Annotated in this window: 16 protein-coding genes; 5 read left to right on the top strand and 11 right to left on the bottom strand. The window is 40.6% G+C overall.

Annotated elements, in window-relative coordinates; translation table 11 throughout:
- Positions 1-12 precede the first annotated feature (12 nt).
- The 4 genes from AAFF35_RS23880 to cmk form a co-directional block, all read right to left on the bottom strand.
- Complete coding sequence (locus tag AAFF35_RS23880; protein WP_342329075.1) at positions 13-3,189, bottom strand: efflux RND transporter permease subunit; 3,177 nt, start codon at positions 3,187-3,189, stop codon at positions 13-15.
- Positions 3,190-3,198: 9 nt separating this feature from the next.
- Complete coding sequence (locus AAFF35_RS23875; RefSeq protein WP_342329074.1) at positions 3,199-4,359, bottom strand: efflux RND transporter periplasmic adaptor subunit; 1,161 nt, start codon at positions 4,357-4,359, stop codon at positions 3,199-3,201.
- A gap of 29 nt (positions 4,360-4,388) precedes the next feature.
- Complete coding sequence (locus AAFF35_RS23870) at positions 4,389-4,976, bottom strand: TetR/AcrR family transcriptional regulator (RefSeq protein WP_342329073.1); 588 nt, start codon at positions 4,974-4,976, stop codon at positions 4,389-4,391.
- 275 nt (positions 4,977-5,251) lie between these two features.
- Positions 5,252-5,932, bottom strand: coding sequence for a (d)CMP kinase (gene cmk / locus AAFF35_RS23865; protein WP_342329072.1), 681 nt, complete (start codon positions 5,930-5,932; stop codon positions 5,252-5,254).
- Positions 5,933-6,013: 81 nt separating this feature from the next.
- Here cmk and arfB point away from each other — a divergent pair, with 81 nt between their 5' ends.
- The gene (arfB, locus tag AAFF35_RS23860) at positions 6,014-6,424 is read left to right on the top strand and encodes an alternative ribosome rescue aminoacyl-tRNA hydrolase ArfB (RefSeq protein WP_342329071.1); all 411 of its coding nucleotides are present in this window, start codon (positions 6,014-6,016) and stop codon (positions 6,422-6,424) included.
- Between the two features lie 12 nt (positions 6,425-6,436).
- Here the strand turns inward: arfB and AAFF35_RS23855 are convergent, their stop codons facing one another.
- From AAFF35_RS23855 to lon, 3 genes are all read right to left on the bottom strand, one after another.
- Positions 6,437-7,399, bottom strand: coding sequence for a lipid A deacylase LpxR family protein (locus tag AAFF35_RS23855; RefSeq protein WP_342329070.1), 963 nt, complete (start codon positions 7,397-7,399; stop codon positions 6,437-6,439).
- Between the two features lie 63 nt (positions 7,400-7,462).
- Complete coding sequence (locus AAFF35_RS23850; protein WP_342329069.1) at positions 7,463-7,972, bottom strand: hypothetical protein; 510 nt, start codon at positions 7,970-7,972, stop codon at positions 7,463-7,465.
- A 39-nt stretch (positions 7,973-8,011) separates the two neighbouring features.
- Complete coding sequence (gene lon, locus AAFF35_RS23845; protein ID WP_342329068.1) at positions 8,012-10,483, bottom strand: endopeptidase La; 2,472 nt, start codon at positions 10,481-10,483, stop codon at positions 8,012-8,014.
- 379 nt (positions 10,484-10,862) lie between these two features.
- Here lon and AAFF35_RS23840 point away from each other — a divergent pair, with 379 nt between their 5' ends.
- A complete protein-coding gene (locus AAFF35_RS23840) occupies positions 10,863-11,489 on the top strand; it encodes a tetratricopeptide repeat protein (RefSeq protein WP_342329067.1) in 627 nt (208 codons plus the stop codon).
- A 61-nt stretch (positions 11,490-11,550) separates the two neighbouring features.
- Here the strand turns inward: AAFF35_RS23840 and AAFF35_RS23835 are convergent, their stop codons facing one another.
- From AAFF35_RS23835 to gpmI, 4 genes are all read right to left on the bottom strand, one after another.
- Positions 11,551-11,940, bottom strand: a complete 390-nt coding sequence (locus AAFF35_RS23835) for a response regulator (RefSeq protein ID WP_342329066.1) — start codon at positions 11,938-11,940, stop codon at positions 11,551-11,553.
- 65 nt (positions 11,941-12,005) lie between these two features.
- On the bottom strand, positions 12,006-13,226 hold the full coding sequence (locus AAFF35_RS23830) for a PAS domain S-box protein (RefSeq protein ID WP_342329065.1): 1,221 nt from the start codon (positions 13,224-13,226) through the stop codon (positions 12,006-12,008).
- A 311-nt stretch (positions 13,227-13,537) separates the two neighbouring features.
- Positions 13,538-14,071 carry a hypothetical protein gene (locus AAFF35_RS23825; protein WP_342329064.1) on the bottom strand — a complete coding sequence of 178 codons (534 nt, stop codon included), beginning with the start codon at positions 14,069-14,071 and terminating at the stop codon, positions 13,538-13,540.
- Positions 14,071-15,591, bottom strand: coding sequence for a 2,3-bisphosphoglycerate-independent phosphoglycerate mutase (gene gpmI / locus AAFF35_RS23820; protein ID WP_342329063.1), 1,521 nt, complete (start codon positions 15,589-15,591; stop codon positions 14,071-14,073). Before gpmI ends, AAFF35_RS23825 begins: the two co-directional genes overlap by 1 nt.
- A 151-nt stretch (positions 15,592-15,742) precedes the next feature.
- Between gpmI and AAFF35_RS23815 the strand changes: the two genes are divergently transcribed.
- Genes AAFF35_RS23815 through plsY form a run of 3 tightly spaced genes read left to right on the top strand, consistent with a single transcriptional unit; the run spans position 15,743 to position 17,714 of the window.
- Positions 15,743-16,135 (top strand): DUF4783 domain-containing protein, encoded by a 393-nt coding sequence (locus tag AAFF35_RS23815; protein WP_124584747.1) that lies wholly within the window; start codon positions 15,743-15,745, stop codon positions 16,133-16,135.
- A gap of 36 nt (positions 16,136-16,171) precedes the next feature.
- On the top strand, positions 16,172-17,014 hold the full coding sequence (gene nadC / locus AAFF35_RS23810) for a carboxylating nicotinate-nucleotide diphosphorylase (protein ID WP_342329062.1): 843 nt from the start codon (positions 16,172-16,174) through the stop codon (positions 17,012-17,014).
- Positions 17,015-17,066: 52 nt separating this feature from the next.
- The gene (plsY, locus tag AAFF35_RS23805; RefSeq protein ID WP_342329061.1) at positions 17,067-17,714 is read left to right on the top strand and encodes a glycerol-3-phosphate 1-O-acyltransferase PlsY; all 648 of its coding nucleotides are present in this window, start codon (positions 17,067-17,069) and stop codon (positions 17,712-17,714) included.
- The last annotated feature ends 11 nt before the right edge of the window (positions 17,715-17,725 follow it).

The following is a 17,725-nucleotide window of genomic DNA, read 5'->3' as shown; positions in this document are numbered from 1 at the left end:
TGATATATGAACTTAAATCACTGGGAGCTTTTTCGCTAAAGCCGGATCGATTGGATTTGGATCATCGTCATCGTGCTTTTTCAAATGCGGAGGACCACTCACTTTTTCCTGTAAAGTCTGGAAGATAATGAACAATACAGGGATCACGAATACCCCTAGGATTGTTCCGATGAGCATCCCGCCCACGGCACCTGTACCAATAGATTTATTACCTACGGCACCTGCTCCGGTAGCGATCATCAATGGGGCCAATCCGAAGATGAAGGCGAAGGAAGTCATTAGAATCGGTCTCAAACGGGCAACGGCTCCTTCTACTGCAGATTGTACAATCGGTAAACCGTGACGTCTTCGCTCTAACGCAAATTCCACAATCAAAATCCCGTTCTTGGCCAATAGACCAATCAGCATGATGAGGGAGATCTGCAGGTAAATACTGTTGTTCAAACCAAATACGATCGAGAAAATATACGCACCTGCTAAACCGAATGGCACAGAAAGCAAGACGGCAAATGGCAGGATATAACTCTCATATTGCGCACTTAACAGGAAGTAAACGAATACCAGACACAAGATAAAGATAAATGCCGTCTGACTACCCGAAGCAAGCTCTTCCCTGGTCAGACCAGAAAAGTCATAGCCATAACCCGCAGGTAAAGACTCCGCTGCAACTTCCTGGATCGCTTTGATGGCATCTCCTGAACTGTAACCTGGATTTGGTGCTCCTGTGATCGCGATGGAACTGAAAAGGTTAAACCTGGTGATCGACTCCGGACCATACACCCTTGTTAAGTGGATAAACTCGGTAATCGGCGCCATTGCACCTTTACTATTCCTGACAAAGATCTTATTTAATCCCTCTGGATTTTTACGATAATTGGCATCTGCCTGGATCATCACACGGTATTGCTTTCCAAACTGGTTAAAGTTTGAAGCATATAATCCGCCGTAATAACCTTGTAAAGTATTCAATACAGAGTTTACGGTAATCCCTGCTTCTTTACATTTTTCCAGGTTAATGTCCAGCATGTATTGCGGGAAATTAGGATTGAAAGAAGTCTGGGCATATTGAATCTCCGGACGTTTTGATAACGCGGCAAGGAAGTCGGTATTTACTTTAAATAATTCCTGAATGCTATGCCCGCCTTTATCCTGAAGCTGGAACTCAAATCCTCCACTCTGTCCGAAACCCTGAATAGTAGGGGGAGCGATAAAGAAGATTTTCGCGTCTCTGATGCCTGCGGTTTTGCCAAAAAGCTCCCCGATCACCTGATCCACACTCCGGTCGCGTTCTGACCAGGTTTTTAATTTCAAAATTACCATACTATAGGCACTACCCTGACCAGCAGTAAAGTTCTGACCTACAATTCTTAAGGTGTTTTTAACCTCAGGAATAGAGTTGGCAAGACTATCTACATATTTGGTCACGACTTCAGATCTTTCCATCGATGCGGATGGAGGTAAGCTGATGTTGGCGAAAATAGTTCCCTGATCTTCCGAAGGAACGAAAGAGGAAGGCGTAGTTTTCATCATATAACCCAATGCAATTCCAAAAAACGCAATTGAGGCAATGATCATCCATTTCTTTACAGAAAAGAACTGAATGGAACGTTTGTATTTGCTGGTTACATTGTCAAATGCCACGTTAAAAGCGGTGTAGAAGCGTTGGATAAAGCTGCTGTGTTTGTGGTCATCTGCATGTGGCTTTAACAAAATCGCACATAAGGCCGGACTTAAAGTCAAGGCATTGATTGCAGATAAAATAATCGCAACAGCAAGGGTAAGTCCGAATTGCTTATAGAATACCCCGGTTGATCCGGTGATAAAAGTTACCGGAATAAATACCGCTGCCATCACCAGGGTAATGGAAATAATCGCACCAGAGATCTCTCCCATAGCATCCACCGTTGCTTTTCTGGCCGATTTATAGCCTTGGTCTAACTTGGCATGGACAGCCTCGACGACCACAATCGCATCATCCACTACGATACCAATCGCGAGGACGAGTGCAAACAGTGTCAGTAAGTTGATGGTAAACCCAAATAAATTCAGGAAGAAGAACGTACCTACAATCGCCACCGGAACTGAAATGGCCGGGATTAAAGTAGAACGGAAATCCTGAAGGAAGATAAATACTACGATAAATACCAAAATAAAGGCCTCTACAAGGGTATGAATTACCTTTTCAATAGAAGCATCTAAGTTCTCGTTCACATCCACCAGGTAAATGTGCTTGATTCCTTTAGGGAAATCTTTGGCCGCAGCATCAAGGATCTTTTTAGACTGATTGATAACATCCCTTGCATTTGATCCGGGAGTCTGACTCACCGCGAAGGCTACTGATGGCAAGCCGTTGGTTACAATGTTGGATGAATACGTCAATGAACCCAGCTCTACACGGGCAACATCTTTAAGTCTCAACAATTGCCCGTTTCCGGCAGATTTAACGATGATATTTTCAAACTCACTGGCTTTTGTCAGCCTTCCTTTAAACTTAATTACATATTGAAAAGATTCGTTTCCGTTCTCTCCGAATTTACCCGGTGCAGCTTCAATGTTCTGTTCCGCTAATGCGGCAGAAATATCAGCAGGGATCAGGCTGTATTGTGCCATCACATCTGGCTTCAACCAGATCCTCATGGAGTAATCTTTTGAACCAAAAACGTTGACGTTACCAACACCCGTTACCCTTTGAATTTGAGGTACAAGGTTGATTTTTATATAATTCTGAAGAAATGTCTGGTCGTAAGCTTTGTTGTCACTGTTTAAGGAAACAATCAAAAGATTGCTACTCTGACTTTTCGTTACCGTAACCCCGGCCTGTGTAACTTCCTGGGGCAGTAAACTTGTTGCTCTGGAAACTCTGTTCTGTACGTTTACTGCAGCTAAATCGGGATCAGTACCGACCTTGAAAAAGATATTGATACTGGCTGATCCTTCATTTGTAGCGGTAGAGGTCATGTAGGTCATGTTCTCTACCCCGTTGATCTGCTCTTCGAGTGGGATAATCACACTTTTTAGTACTACGTCTGCATTCGCTCCGGTATAGGAAGCAGAAACCTGAACCGTAGGAGGCGCAATATCAGGATATTGTGAAATGGGCAACGCAAGTAACCCTAAAAGTCCCAGTATGACGATGATCACGGAGATCACGGTCGACAGCACTGGGCGCTGTATAAATTGCTTAAACATATCTGTTTCTTATTTTAGGTCTGCGTAAACAGTTTCTGCGCTTGCCGCAGTTGCTTTGATTGGTGTGCCATCTTTAAGTGTAGCTACTCCTTCCAGGACAATCCTGTCGCCAGCTTTTAATCCATCCTGGATGACAAAGAAGTTACCGGCAGTGTTTTGTAATACAGTAATGGCCACACCTTTGGTTTTACCATCTTTGTCTACTACCACTGCAAAACGTTTGTCCTGTAATTCGTAAGTCGCACTCTGAGGGATAAGTAAACCTTCTTTGATTTCATTAGGAATCCTTACGGTTGCACTTGCCCCACTGCGGATGAGTCCTTTAGGGTTGGGGAAAGTCGCACGTACATTTGCAGATCCTGTTGCCGTATTGATTTGTCCGGTGATGGTCTGAATGCGTCCTTTCAGCTCATATAAAGTACCGTCAGAAAGTAACAAAGAAACCGGTGGTAACTTTGCCAGCTTCTGCGCCAGGTTGCTACCTTCGCCTTCTTTGGAGAAGTTTAACAATAGTTTTTCATTAAATGCGAAGTAAGCATATACATTCCCAATGCTGGATACGGTCGTTAAAGGCTCTGCATTATTACCGCTCACCAAACTTCCCAAACGGAAAGGAATTGCACCAACAACTCCGTTTACCGGACTCGTTACCGAAGTATAACCAAGATTTGTTCTGGCATTGGAAAGGGCCGCTTTAGCTTGTGCCAATGCAGCGACTTTTGCCTGATAGGTATATTGAGCAGATTCCAGCTCGTATTTGCTAACGATATCTTTCTCTACCAGCGGTTTTACTTTATTTACCGCCATATTCGCGGAACTTACTTCTGCCTCTGCACTTTTAATGCTTGCAGTAGCGGTGCGTACTTCCTGCTCATATTGAGGAGCGTTGATTTTAAAGAGCAGTTGTCCTTTCTTGACTACAGAACCTTCATCGACATAAATCTTCTCTACATACCCATCTACTCTAGGTCTGATTTCTATGTTTTCCTGTCCCTGAACGCTGGCTGGATAATCTGTATTCAATACCGCTACGCGGGGCTGAAGTTCTAATACTTTAAATTCTTTGACCTGATCGCCAGGTGCGCCGCCTTTTTGAGGGGCACCACCTCCGCAGGAACTAAGGATCAGTACTGCTGGAAGTAATAATAGTGATTGAATGGAATGTTTCATTGTTATGGATATTGGAGGGTTTGCTTTATTTATCGGAAAATGGTTTCAAAAATTAATTCTTTTCTTTCTTCCATTAGTTTTGCGTATTCGTCATCATTCATGCCAAAAAGAGCTTGATTCAAGGGAGCAGTAAGCAGGGGATGCGCCATCAGGGAAAAAAGGTTCATAATGAACTGCTTAGGTTCCATTTTCCGGACGTTTCCCTGGTCCATTTCCGCTTGTATTTCAGCTAGAAATAGCTTCACTTCTTTTGCCTTGGATCTCTTGGCATTAATCACGTTATCTCTGTTCATTTCTGTGATAATGAAGAGCTGACGATAAGGGTATTTCGTTGTTTCATTAATAAATACATGAATCAGATTCCTGATTTTTTCCCTGAAAGGCATGCTGGATTTGAATACCGCATCCAATGTACTGGAGAAGCCTTCCTGCGCCTCATCTAAAACCTGGTCGAAAAGAATGTCTCGGGAACGGAAATAGTAGTTCACCAGCGTACGATTTACTCCAGCTGCATCTGCAATTTCTTGTGTGGTGGCGTGTAATTTGCCCTCAGCAAAAAATAGATGTTTGGCTGTATCTTTAATTAATTGTTCTGTACCTGTATCTCGGGTAGACATAGACTTTTGAGTTTGACAAAATTGTTAAACAAAAGTATCAATCGTATTTTTTACTTAAAACATCGAAATGTAATGTTTGGCCGAGCAGTCCTTTTGTAACTGAATATTGACAAAAATACAACGATGAAGGGCTTGTGTAGAAAAAAAGAAATACCAGGAATGGTAGAATTTACCGAATACCTTAAAATGTAATGTATAGACAAGCTTCTCGACCTAAGCGTCTTATGTTGCGTATGGTTTGTGTAGAAAAGGAAACAGTTGTCGGGAAAAAATACTTATTCCGGAAAGTGGAGCTTCACTTGTTCAATTGCAAAATCAAGTTGTTCCTGCTCTGTAATTTCCGTATTGTCTAAGATGACTGCATCTTCTGCTCTGGTTAGCGGACTTTCTACACGGGTCGTATCTAAATAATCACGGTGTGCAATGTTTTCAAAAACATCTTCCATAGTGGTTGTGACATCTCCCTTGCTTTGCAATTCTTTAAAACGACGTTCTGCACGAACCTTTGGATCTGCGGTCATGAAGAATTTAATCTGTGCATCCGGGAATACAGTAGTGCCGATATCACGACCATCCATGACGATATTTTTCGATTTTCCCATGCGTTGTTGTTGTTTCACCATGTCTTTGCGGACAAACTTGTTTGCAGCAACTTCACTTACATTTTCAGAAACCGGCATTTGCCTGATTTCATCCGAAACTTCCTCTCCGTTTAAAGTGATGTGCGACTGGTAATCCCTGGAATGGAAATTCAGTTCAATATGCTGAAGCGCATCTTTGACCGCTTCGGTATCCGTCATGTCTACATGATTGCGAATGAAATAAAGCGTTACTGCGCGGTACATCGCACCGCTGTCTATATAAATGAAACCTAGTTTTTTTGCTAATGCTTTCGCCAATGTACTCTTTCCACAAGATGAATAGCCATCTATAGCTACTACAAGGTTTTTTCTCATATAGGGCAAAGGTAATATTTTATGGAATTGTTTTAAATCATTTTTTATTTGTCCCCGGTTTTCTTTATTACTTTTGCAGCTATGTTACCTGTTAAAGAAGATATCGTTAAAGTAGTGACCTTTAAAACATCACGTAGTGGTGGGAAAGGTGGTCAGAATGTAAACAAGGTTTCCAGTAAAGTGGAGCTGATCCTCCATATCGATTCTGCCGGGATTTTTACGGAAGAAGAGCGCGTACTTTTACATGAACGGCTTGCCCATCGTTTAGATCAGGAAGGAAAACTGCATATCGTGTCGCAGGAAGATAGAAGCCAGCTAATGAATAAAGAGCGTACGATCCTTAAATTGATTGCCCTGCTCAAATCAGCATTGCACGTTCAGAAAAAAAGAAAGCCTACGAAAACCCCTAAATCTGTGATTAGAAAAAGACTGGCAGATAAACAGTCTGTATCCGCAAAAAAGGAATTCCGTAAACGTCCCTCTATTGACTAAATCATGCCCCTATTAATTGAACCGGTAAAACATACTGATCGTACCATACTGGTGGGCTTTGGCGCTACTCTTTACTTCTTTAGTCTTAAACAGCATGCCAAAATCAAAGGTAAAACGCTGACTGCTGTAATTGAACCCTAGCTGTTGTGCAAAAACTACTGGTTTTACCCCAAAGGTTACCGGACTTTTATCATTAAATATACTCCCTTGTATTGTCGCATCGTAAGCCACAAAGTTAAGCTGCGGTTTGGCGTAGAAGAACAGTTCGCTATTCACCAATCCTTTCGTCTTTGAATTATTTCCGATCATCGAATTGGTGTAACTTGAATTAAAAAGCTGGTTAATTCGGCCGGTTCTGAATAAAATGCCGGCACCGGCACCGCTAAAGGTGGTTCCTACATTTGCATAGCCCTCAAAGGAGAAATCTGCGGCCTTGTTGTCAAAACGGTGTAGTAAGCGGGTGTATTTTGCGGAAAGATTAACTTGCATTTCTTCTTTAATCTGATAGTCCCAACCCTCAAGCTTATAGAAGCCAACAGTATTGTGCAGAAGTTCCTGTCCTTTTTCTGCCAGGGATGCCGGACCAGTTACACCAATTTGTACACCAGTTTTTAAGATACTTTCATTCTTATAAAACCAGTTTACGGCTCCTTCAGCGTACAGATATCCTGCAAAAGGGCGGTCTTGCTTTGCCGGGTCCGGTGCCGAACCTGAGTAAGGATTGTACATCTTTTGACCAACAGCAATTTCATAAGTTTTCTTTTCCAGCTTTTCGCTGAGCTTTTGCTGATCTAAAGCATGACGGAAATTAATAAACAAACCATTGGTGTAATATTTATCTGAGCCCTGAAGTAAATAGGAATCGTTATCGCTGCTAAAGCCAAACTCATTCTTAAAGGTTTGTGCATCAGCTGGATTTACAGCAAGCAGATAGGTCAGGGAGAAGGAGAGGAGTACTTTACTTAATGCTTTCATTATTATTTTTCTAAAAAAAAACTCCGGCAGATTTGCCGGAGTTGAATATCGTATTTTTTATTCTTAAAAAGTATAGCCAAGACTTAGACCACCGTAATAAGGTAGAAAGAAGTCTTTGCTGAACACAGGACTTAAACCTATACGGAAAGCGAAACCACTGTCTTCCGGTTGAACCCGGTAGAAGAAACTCATTGTTCCCACTACATTACTCTCATTTTTGTTGAAAAGCACCTCAGCATTGCCACTTGTAGAAATATACGTTGCACCAAGTCCTAATTCAAAGAATTTGTTTCCTTTTCCAAGGAGATAGTTTAAGGAAAGCGGAACAGTAGTCACTTTATCTCCATCAACGGAAAAGTAACCAATACCGGCTCTACCGCCTAAACCATCTCTCTTATTGAAAAAACGGGAGTCATAGTTCGCCGTAAAAGTTAAACCCTGACCACCAAGTTCAATAAAAATGTTTTGTGCCCTTGCAGTAACAGGTGCAGGTGTGGTGCTTTCCTGTGCGAAAAGGGACTGTACACTTAGCCCCACTAACAGCAGACTAAAAACTAATGTTAATTTTCTCATTTTTGTTTGTTTGGTGGCGCAATATTAAGAAAAAACAACTTAGTTTGCAATCGGCTTAATTTTTACACTAAGGTCTTGTGCATTTTTCACTTTTTCCTTTGTTAAGGCCAGTTCAATCACTTCTTTCATTTCAGAAACATAATGGAAGTTTAAATCTTTGATATAGCTTTCCTTGATCTCCAGAATATCCTTTCTATTGGATTTACATAAAATGATGTCTTTAATGTTGGCACGTTTTGCTGCCAGAATTTTCTCCTTAATTCCTCCCACAGGTAGTACTTTCCCCCTTAAAGTGATCTCACCCGTCATTGCCAGGTTCGATTTTACTTTACGCTGGGTAAAAGCGGAAGTTAATGCAGTCAGCATCGTGATCCCCGCAGATGGTCCATCTTTTGGCGTTGCTCCCGCAGGAACGTGCACATGGATATCCCAATTGTCAAACAAGGCATAGTCGATGTTAAACAAGTCTGCATGAGCGCGGAGGTAAGCCAATGCAATAACTGCCGACTCTTTCATCACTTCGCCCAGGTTACCTGTCAGCGTTAACTTTCCTTTACCAGGACTTAAGCTGGCTTCAATGAACAGAATATCACCACCTACCTGTGTCCAGGCAAGTCCTGTAACTACACCGGCAACTTCATTTCCTTCGTAAAGGTCTTTGTCGTAAATCGGTGCACCTAAAATGCGTTCCACATCCTCGATGGTCAGGTTCGGTTCATAGCCTTCTTCCATAGCAATTTTAGTGGCTACACCGCGGACTAAAGAGCCTATCTTTTTCTCTAAACCACGAACACCAGATTCTCTGGTATAGTCTTCAATCACTTTCTCAATTAAAGTGCTTTTCAGATTGATGTCTTTTGTTTTGATCCCATGTTGTTCCTTTTGCTTAGGCAACAGGTATTTCTTTGCGATCTCAATTTTTTCCTCTATCGTATAACCGTTCACTTCAATGATCTCCATACGGTCTAATAATGCCGGCTGGATGCTGCTTAGTGAATTTGCTGTCGCAATAAAAAGTACATTGGAAAGATCATAGTCTGCCTCCACATAATGGTCATTAAAAGCGCTGTTTTGTTCAGGGTCTAAAACTTCCAACAATGCAGAAGAGGGGTCACCTCTAAAATCAGAACCTACTTTGTCAATTTCATCCAGTACAAATACAGGGTTGGCTGCTCCGGCCTTTTTAATGGACTGAATAATACGGCCCGGCATTGCTCCAATATATGTTTTTCTATGGCCGCGAATTTCAGCTTCATCTCTGATACCTCCTAATGCCATCCGTACATATTTACGGTTCAGTGCTTTTGCGATAGATTTTCCCAATGAAGTTTTACCAACTCCCGGAGGGCCTACCAGACAAATGATAGGTGCCTTCATATCGCGTTTCAGCTTCAGCACAGCCAGGTATTCTATAATACGTTGTTTCACTTTCTCTAAGCCAAAATGATCCTTATCTAATACGCGTTGTGCACGTTTCAGGTCAAAATTATCCTTAGTAAAGTCATTCCATGGAAGGTCTAACAAGAGCTCCAGATAGTTGATCTGTACCGAATAATCAGGCGCAGCAGGGTTCATTCTTCCCAGTTTATCCAGTTCTTTATTGAAATGTTCTTTTACCGGATCGGACCATTTTTTCTTCTTGGCACGAATCTGTAAAGCTTCATATTCAAGATCAGATGAATTGCCACCCAGTTCTTCCTGAATGGTTTTTAATTGCTGATTCAGAAAATAATCCCTTTGTTGTTTGTCGAGATCAGTCCGAACTTTAGATTGAATCTGATTCTTTAACTCCAGCATTTGAAGTTCCAAGGTTAACAATTCCATCACCATCATTGCCCGTTCGCGCTGATTGGTCATTTCCAGCATCTTTTGCTTATCAGAAACATCAGCATTCATATTTGAAGAGATGAAATTGATCAGAAATGAAGTGCTTTCAATGTTCTTCAATGCGATTCCCGCTTCACTTGGAATATTTGGTGACAACTGAATGATCTGGGAAGACATCTCCTTAATCGAAGCTACCATCGCCTTAAATTCTTTGTCTGCCTTGTGTTTGCCTTCTTCAAACTTGCTGATGGTCACTTTAATATAAGGTTCAGACTGAACTTCTTCAATTAAGCGGAAACGCTGTTTTCCCTGAATGATCACGGTCGTGTTTCCATCAGGCATCTGCAGCATCTTGATGATGTGGGCCACGGTTCCTACACTGTTCAATTGCTCAAACGTGGGATCTTCGATGGAAACATCGCGCTGAGAAACAACGCCAATGATCTTATCACCTTTGTATGCCTCTTTTATAAGTTTTATGGATTTATCCCTGCCAACAGTAATCGGAATGACTACTCCCGGAAATAGTACGGTATTCCTTAATGGAAGAATCGCTAGTATCTCGGGAGTCTCTTCATTATTCATTTCATCTTCGTCTTGTTGAGACATCAAGGGAAAGAACTCTGTATCTTCATTTATGATGGGTAGTGCATTGCTAAAATCAAAATGATCTTGTTTACTCATTTAAGTAAGTCTTTCTAAAATAAAAACGACAATCTGACAGCATGTCGTTTACGAAATTATTAATTATATTGAACTATCCATATTTTCAACTCTTGTGCCAAAACAGTGATACCTTCTTTTCCCTGTTAAAAAGTCAGGGCTATTTCCTTCACCGCTTAAAAACAGGTCTGATTGTCTGCTGTTTCTTCGGATAAAAAAACAATAATTTCTCCCCTCATCATATTTTCATTTATTTAGCGTTTAAAAGGAATATTTGTAAATGGTATGATAGTTGCCTACAAATATCTTTATCCCAATAACCCTGATAAACACGTTTTGTAGATTTTATTAGGGTATTGAACTAAATCTAAATATATTTATTTTTTTTAAATAAAACTTAATGAACTATTTCAAGCAAACCATCTTATTGTTATTTGTCTTTTCTACTCAGATCAGTGTCGCACAGAATAGCGGTTACGATAAACTGGGCATGCAGGCCATGATGAAAGGCGATTATAAAGGTGCTGTAGGACAATTAGAAAAGGCAGATACAAAAAGCCCTAATAATGCAAACGTGTTGAAGATGTTAGGGTATTCTTATTTTCAGTGTGGGGATTTCGAAAATTCAATCGCGACTTATAGCCGTTTAATTGTTTTGAAACCCTCAGATTATTCTGCCTATTACTACAGGGGTAAGGCCAGACAGAATATCGCTAATGATCCTAAAGAATCCTTAAGTCAAATGAGGGATAATTTCTACCAATCTGCAATTAAGGATTTTACCAAAGCAATTGAATTAAATGGGGAAGAAGATACCCAATTGTTGCAGAACAGGGCACTGGCCTATAAGGATTATGGAATCTATAAATCTTATAAGATCAAGAAATCCACTGAAAAGGCTGCTGTAGTCGCTTTATTCAACAATTCAATTGCCGATTTTCAAAAGGTATTGGTTGTTCAGCCTTTGCGTAAAGACATCATTTCTTTAATCGATTATGTCAAAGCACAGATCTCGAGTTTAAAATAAAGAAATTCTGACATCAGAAAAAAGGGTTGCTTTTGTTTATACAAAAGCAACCCTTTTTTATTTATGCTTCTTCAAAGATTTCTACAAACTTCGAACGGCTTAATGGCTTGGTCAGAAAATCGGTAACCACAGGAATTCCCTGTGAACGTTCCAGTTCTGAAGGAGAAATGGAAGAAGATACGATGTAAATGGCGATCTTTTTGCTCATCAGCGGTGCCAGTTGCTGATATTTATCCAGAAAGCCCCAGCCGTCCAATACCGGCATATTGAGATCCAGAAATATAATGTCAGGTAATAGCCCAGGCTGATTTACGCTCAACTCTAAGTCTAATAAAGCTTTTTGCCCGTCTTCAAAGACGGTGAGGTCGGTACTTAGATTGGCAACCTGTAATGTTTTTCTGGTCAAAAAAACGAATATAGAGTCGTCATCTATCAGATAAAATTTTTTCATTGGAATATATTTATTGGTTCGTTAATCCTTGTGTTTTTTGTTTAATAATTCTTGTTTAGCCCTGTTTATTCCGGCGGGATTTGATTTTCCTCCGCCTGATGAACGATAGACTCAATGGTTTCATTTAATTGCATCGTGGATTCTTTAAGCATGTATAGTAAATCGATATGATCTCCGTGTGGATTTTGAAGCATCATCTCTGTCAGGCTCATGATATTTGTTAACGGGGCGCGTACCTTATGACTTTGAATCCAGGCAATGTTTTTGAAATCCTGATTTTGTTTCTCAATCATACGTACATAATTGACACGTTTAGATACATCTGTTGCCAACACTAACCTTGCGTCAACACCATCTAAACTGACAATATTGGTATCTATTTCTACCGGAAAAGACTTTCCATCCTTACTCATGTGCGTCAATATGCCGGAATAGGTGCGGGTTTTAATCGTACTAAAGATGTCCATCAGTTTGCTGATTTCTGAAGTCGGCCTGATGTTCGTGATGTTCATCGATAGAAATTCCTCCTTAGTATATCCGTACTTTTTAACCGCGGCATCATTTACCTTTAAGAAATTGCCCGTATTTAGTTCAAAAATGTACATAGGGACTGGGTTGGAATCAAAAACATTCCGGTAATACCGTTCGGAGGCGTCCAGTTTTTTTAACAACATCACTTCCTTTATTCTGGTCTTCTCAAATCCATTCAGGATACTGCTGATCATAAGGACGCTTACAAAACTGACGAAAATCAGGTTTACAGAATACGCAATCCACAAGGTAAGGTCATAGGTGTCTGAGAGTGGGGTGGGGAAGATATCAAATTTAATAACCAGGCCAATTCCAATACAGATCAAGGTATTAATGACCAATGGAATATAGGTTGCTTTTGGTGGAAAAATCATCGCCGTAAAAAAGGTGATGATCAATAAATAAAGCGCCCCGGGGCCATCAGAACCTACAAAAATCAGGTAAATTAAGGCAATAAGATAAAGGAGAATGACCACAATGACCATTCTATAATCCAGTTCAATTTTTCTATTTATTACAAAGCCCATAAGCAATATCACAACAATAACCATAAATACAGGGAGAAATATCTTCCCCGTCATGAATTCACGGATCAGAAAAAGAACCAGTCCAATCAGGCTTACAGGAAGACAATATGTAATTGTATTCCTGAATAAAACGACCCGCCAGGAGCTAATCCGGAAGAGTGTAAACTGATTTTCCACCGGAATAACATGTTCAATTGCTTTCCTATATTTTTTCCAGTATAATTTCACTCCTCCCATTTTTTTGAGATCTATTTCAATGACTTTAATATATACCGCTGATATGAATCCATTAAATGAGGAATATATTTCCCGATATCTGTTTAAACAGATATCGGGAAATTGTTAAACCAGTTCGTTGTAAATCATAAAAGACACGTTCTCAGGCTTGCCAGGCATTTGAACGCTAAGAAAAGCGATATCTATCTCTGATAATAGGCCTATTATCATGCCATACCTGCCTTTTATTCAGTTAGCTACTGAACTGGATAAAAGGAGGTTGCAATAAATAAGGTCTAGCTGGAAGCCGGAAGAATTCCGGCCTATTTAAATTTTCCGGTGATCCGGTAATTCTTGGTGGAAAGGAGCCTGATGTTCTGAGTTTTCTTTACCTCATATAAACTGTCAGGATAGTAGCTGAGCGTATCAGCTGAGGTATACAGTGTATTGGAATTTCGGATGAATATCTGAAGGCCATACAGCTGACCATTTCGTCGGATGATGACCACTTCCTTCACTGGCACCTTTTTATGGTCAGAAGTATATACTTCCTGCTCCCCGGATTTTTTTACCTGGAACAAACCTTTCCATGCAGCCCTGTTCATGTCTGCATCAGAAAAGACCGATAACTCTTTCTTCCAGTCCTGGATTTTGATCTCCTTACTTTCTGAAGAATCATTAACCATTACAGTCTTTTGAACAGTGGGATTTGAGCGGCCTAACCTGCCGCTCTCCTGTTCAATATACCCTTTAAGGTTAAAATAAGTATGGGCATTCTTTTGCCCGGCTACTGTGGGGTCCCCACAGCTATAGCACAGTAACAAAAGAAAGCCACATAATAAATGATTGTATCTCATTATACCAGGCAATTACCAGTCATAATAGCCGGTGTCGGAATGCCTAATATCTTTAAAATAGTAGGAGCAATATCGCCAAGTTTTCCGTCGGCTACAGTTTTATAGTCATTGTCTATCAAAATGCAGGGAACCAGGTTCGTGGTATGCGCAGTATTTACAGAGCCATCCGCATTCAGCATGTATTCTGAATTTCCGTGATCCGCAAGAATGATAAAAGAATATCCGTTTTCAATCCCTTTGTTGACCACAATTTCCGCGCAGCTATCCGCAGTCTCTACCGCTTTAACTACAGCTTCGAAAACACCGGTATGGCCTACCATATCGGGATTTGCAAAATTCAGACAAACGAAATCTGCCCAGCCGCTTTCCAGTTCTTTACTGATCGCTTCGGTGATTCCTGCAGCACTCATTTCCGGTTGCAGGTCGTACGTGGCCACCTTTGGTGAAGGGATCAGAATCCTTTTCTCATTTTCAAACACTGCTTCCCTTCCTCCAGAGAAGAAGAAAGTAACGTGTGGATATTTTTCGGTCTCCGCAATACGGATCTGATTTTTATGGTTTTTCTCTAAGACTTCACCCAGTGTTTCAGAAAGGTCATCCTTAGTGAAGATTACCTTTACATTTTCGAAGTTCTCATCATAAGTCGTCATTGTCACATAATACAATGGCAACTTGTGCATCTGGAAATCTGGATAATCATGCTGACTAAGTACAGCCGTAATCTCCCGGCCTCTGTCTGTTCTGTAATTGAAACAGATCACCACGTCATCCGGTTGGATCGTTGCTACCGGACTGCCATCCGCCTGAGTTAAAACAATTGGTTTGATAAACTCATCTGTAATGCCTTCACTATAGGACTGCTCAATCGCCATTGCTGCATTGCTTGTCGCCTGCCCAATACCTTTAGTTAAAAGATCATAAGCCAGTTTTACCCTTTCCCAACGTGAATCCCTGTCCATCGCGTAGTAACGGCCGATTAAACTGGCAATCTTTGCATTACTGCTTTCCAGATGATGATCAAGGTCTTTGATGAAATTTAATCCTGAATTCGGATCTGTATCTCTGCCATCAAGGAAAGCATGAACAAATACATCTTTTAAGCCCTGTTCAGTAGCCGCATCACATAAGGCTTTCAGGTGACTGATATGGGCATGTACCCCTCCATCAGAAACCAATCCAATGAAATGAACTGCCTTATTATTTTGTTTAGCGTAATTGAAAGCATCCAGCAACACTTCATTCTGATGAAGCGTCCTATCTGTAATCGCTTTATTAATCCTGCCTAATTCCTGGTAAACTACCCTTCCTGCACCTAAATTCATATGGCCAACTTCTGAATTGCCCATTTGTCCTGCAGGCAAACCCACTGCTTCACCGGAAGCCTCCAGTTTGGAGTTCGGGTAGTTTTTAATTAAAGAGTCAAAGAAAGGAGTATTGGCGGCATATGCAGCATCGGAACTGTCTTGTTTTCCATATCCCCAGCCATCAAGGATAAGTAGGACTAATTTTTTGTGATTCATCAGTGAATTGCTTTTTAATATCTAACAAATATAAACCTATTGTGTGTGTTTTTTGAGTCAAATTGTAATTCCTCTGTAGTATCTTTGTTTTTTTTAGGCACCATTAATGGCATAATTTATGTGCAGGTGATACATTAGCCATATAGAGAATATGAAGCCCTTACTTTTTTTGACGATCCTGTTTACCTCCCTTTCCTCTTCTATTGCTACGCAAAGCGATATTATCGATAACTTATCGACTTACTTTAAGAGCGGAAGTTCTAAAGATGTTGCGGGATATTTCTCTTCTTCTGTCGAATTAATCATAATTGATGAAGAGGATGTCTACTCTAAAGCACAGGCTGAACAAATTTTAAGGAATTTTTTCACCAAATACCCACCCGTAAAATCTTCGGTTATTCACCTCATTAATGCAAATCCTAATTTTAGGTTTGGCATCCTTTCTTTACACACCAAGAACGGAAAATTCAGGGTTTCTATAACGATGAAAAAGTCTAACAATGCTTTTTTTATTACAGAATTAAGAATAGAGCCGGATAAATAATAGTAAAAATGCTATTTTTGGGTTTAATTATAAGTTTTGGATAAGCAAATCATAGATCAATTTATAAAGAACGCTGTTGCCGAAGATTTAGGCGATGGAGATCATACTTCACTTTCAACCATTCCAGCCAATGCACAAGGCAAAGCAAAGTTGCTGATTAAAGAGGATGGGATCATTGCAGGTGTAGAGCTTGCGGTGGAAATTTTCAATTATATAGATGCGAAACTGGTAACAGAAGTGATGATCACTGATGGTTCGGAAGTTAAATATGGCGACATAGCACTGACGGTTTCCGGAAGCACACATTCCATTTTATTAGCAGAGCGTCTGGTTTTAAACTGTATGCAGCGGATGAGTGGGATTGCCACAAAAACAAACCGCATCGTTGGCCTGCTTACTGCTTACCCTACTAAATTATTAGATACACGTAAAACTACGCCGGGTCTGAGATACCTGGAGAAATGGGCCGTTCGTATTGGTGGTGGGGTAAACCACCGCATTGGTTTATATGATATGATCCTCATCAAAGATAACCACGTAGATTATGCCGGTGGGATCTCTAATGCGATTGAGGCAGCAAACCAATACCTGGCAGATAAAGGAAAAGAGCTGCAGATAGAAATCGAAGTGAGAAACCTTTCAGAGCTAAACGATGTTTTAACTACCAGAGGTGTCGACAGAATCATGCTCGATAACTTTAGCTTCGCTGATTTGAAAGCAGCTGTAGCCCTCATTGATGGCAGATTTGTGACAGAAGCTTCCGGTGGAATCACTGAAGAAAATGTAGTCGAATATGCAGCATGTGGAGTAGATTTTATATCTATGGGTGCTTTAACCCATTCTGTCAAAAGTTTAGACATGAGCTTAAAGGCATGCTAAAAACCATAATTCATCAGAATTTGATTCTGTTTTTTTACTATAATTGTAGTTAATGATTTCGGTCTATTCTATATCAGCAGTAATTTTAGCATATCTATTTGGGTCTATACCGACAGCGGTATGGCTAGGACAAGCATTTTATGGTGTCGACGTCAGGGAATACGGAAGTGGAAATGCAGGAGCAACGAACACTTTCAGGGTCCTTGGAAAACGTGCAGGCCTCGCCGTAATGATCATAGATATTGCCAAAGGTTACACTGCAACCAAACTTGCCTACTTTATAGGTCTATCCGTTACCGGTCCTCAGAACTCTTCTCAGTTTATTAATTACGAGCTTGCATTGGGAGTTACCGCTGTGATGGGGCATTTATTCCCTATATTCGCCGGATTTCGAGGCGGAAAGGGGGTCGCTACACTTTTTGGAATGATTTTGGCAGTTAACTTTCCTGCAGCGATGCTTTGCGTTCTTGTCTTTGTAGTCGTCCTATTGGCCACTAAATACGTTTCCCTTGGCTCTATATGTGCAGGTTTTACCTTCCCATTGAGCATAGTATTCCTATTTCATTCTTCGGTAAAATCGGAGGTTTTATACGGAATGTGCGTATGTATCCTTATCCTGGTAACTCACCAGAAAAATCTGGAGCGACTCCTCAAAGGCAAAGAATCTAAAGTTTATCTGTTTAAGAAGAAAAACAACTAAAACGAAAAATT

It is taken from the genome of Pedobacter sp. FW305-3-2-15-E-R2A2 (assembly GCF_038446955.1).
GTDB lineage: Bacteria > Bacteroidota > Bacteroidia > Sphingobacteriales > Sphingobacteriaceae > Pedobacter.
Note: the sequence above shows the minus strand (reverse complement) of the source record. Positions and strands in the feature narration are given on the sequence as shown.